The organism is Streptomyces sp. NPDC035033 (assembly GCF_040636735.1).
Taxonomy (GTDB): Bacteria; Actinomycetota; Actinomycetes; order Streptomycetales; family Streptomycetaceae; genus Streptomyces.
This window is the reverse complement of record NZ_JBEZUZ010000076.1, coordinates 1-1812: the sequence shown is the minus strand read 5'-3', so window position 1 is coordinate 1812 and position 1812 is coordinate 1. Positions and strand designations below refer to the sequence as shown.

Here is a 1812-nt window from a genome sequence, read left to right as displayed (position 1 = left end):
AACCCCCTTTCAACCACCCTATGCCCCCCCCCGCCCCTCTCCCTATCCGCGCCCCCCCCGCCGGCGCCCGCGCCCCCCCCGCCTCGCTCGCCGCGCTCCACGCCTTCGACCTCGGCGGCGGGCCCGTCACCTACGCGCTGCTCGTGCTCGCGCTCAGCGGCGCCACCGCCGTCGGCATCCGCACCGCGCGCTCCGTGCTGCCGGTGCTCTCCCGGCGCCGGATGCTCGCCCTCGCGATCACCGTCACCGGCGTCGCCCTGATCGCCGTCGGCCTCGTGCCCGACACCGCGACCGTGCTCCTCCTCGCCGCCCTCGCCGGGTACGCCGCCGGCGTGGCCGCCAACACCGGGCACGTCCTCATCGACCAGGAGACCGAGGAGCCGCGCCGGGAGCGCACCACCGCGCACCTCCAGGCCACCGCGCGCGTGGGCATCGCCGTCGGCGCGCTCGCCGCGCCGCTGCTCGCCGCCGCGATCGGCCCCCACCGCCTCGTCTCCGACTCCGGGAAGTTCGTCTTCGACCACGGCGGCGCCGCCTTCACCCTCGCCCTCGTCGGCGCCCTGCTGCTGCCCGTCGCCGCGCTCGTCCTCGCGAAGACCGACGACCGCGCGGGCGTGCCGCTCCGCCGCGACCTGCGCGACGCGCTGCGCGGCGCCGACCCCGCGCAGGCGCCGTCCGCCACCGGCTTCTTCATCGCCCTGGAGGGCGGCGACGGCGCCGGCAAGTCCACCCAGGTCCAGGCGCTCGCCGACTGGATCCGCGCCAAGGGCCACGAGGTCGTCGTCACCCGCGAGCCCGGCGCCACCCCCATCGGCAAGCGGCTCCGCTCGATCCTGCTCGACGTCTCCTCCGCCGGCCTGTCCAACCGCGCCGAGGCGCTGCTGTACGCCGCCGACCGCGCCGAGCACGTCGACTCGCTGGTCCGGCCCGCCCTGGAGCGGGGCGCCGTCGTCATCTCCGACCGGTACATCGACTCGTCCGTCGCCTACCAGGGCGCCGGCCGGGACCTCTCGCCGACCGAGATCGCCCGCATCTCCCGCTGGGCGACCGGCGGCCTCGTCCCGAACCTGACCGTCCTCCTCGACGTCTCCCCCGAGACCGCCCGCGAGCGGTTCACCGAGGCGCCGGACCGGCTGGAGTCGGAGCCGCCCGAGTTCCACGCGCGCGTGCGGGCCGGTTTCCTCGCCCTGGCCGCCGCCGACCCCTCCCGCTACCTCGTCGTCGACGCGGGGCAGGAGCCCGAGGCCGTCACCACCGTCGTCCGCCACCGGCTCGACCGGATGCTGCCGCTCTCCGAGGCCGAGGTGAAGGCCGCCGAGGAGGCGCGCCGGAAGGCCGAGGAGGAGGCCCGGCGCAAGGCTGAGGAGGAGGCCGCCCGCAAGGCAGAGGAGGAGCGCCTGGAGCGCGAGCGCCAGGAGCAGCTCGCCAAGCTGCGCGCCGAGGAGGAGGAGCGCAAGCGGCGCGAGGAGGAAGAGGCGCGCCGGCTGGAGGCCGAGCGGCAGGCGGAGGAGGCCCGGCGCAAGGCCGAGGAGGCCCGCCTCGCCGCCGAGGAGGAGGCCCGCCGCCTCGCGGCCGAGGAGAAGGCCCGCCAGGAGGAGCAGGAACGGCTCCGCAAGCAGGCCGAGGAGGAGGCCCGGCTCCGGGCCGAGGCCGAGGCGCTCCGCCAGGAGAAGCAGCGCAAGGCCGAGGAGGCCCTCCTGCGCGCGGAGGAGGCCCGCCGGATCGCCGCGGCCGCGGCCGCCGCGAAGGCCGCCGAGGAAGCCGCCGCGAAGGCCGCGGCCGCCTCGGCGGGGGAGGCGGGCGCGGGGGTGG

At 77.8% G+C, this 1812-nt stretch carries 1 protein-coding gene; it reads left to right on the top strand.

Annotated features, from left to right (window positions below; translation table 11 throughout):
* Window positions 1-44: 44 nt before the first annotated feature.
* A partial coding sequence (gene tmk / locus AB0E83_RS26210; protein ID WP_362116753.1) for a dTMP kinase occupies window positions 45-1812 on the top strand: 1768 nt, incomplete at its 3' end.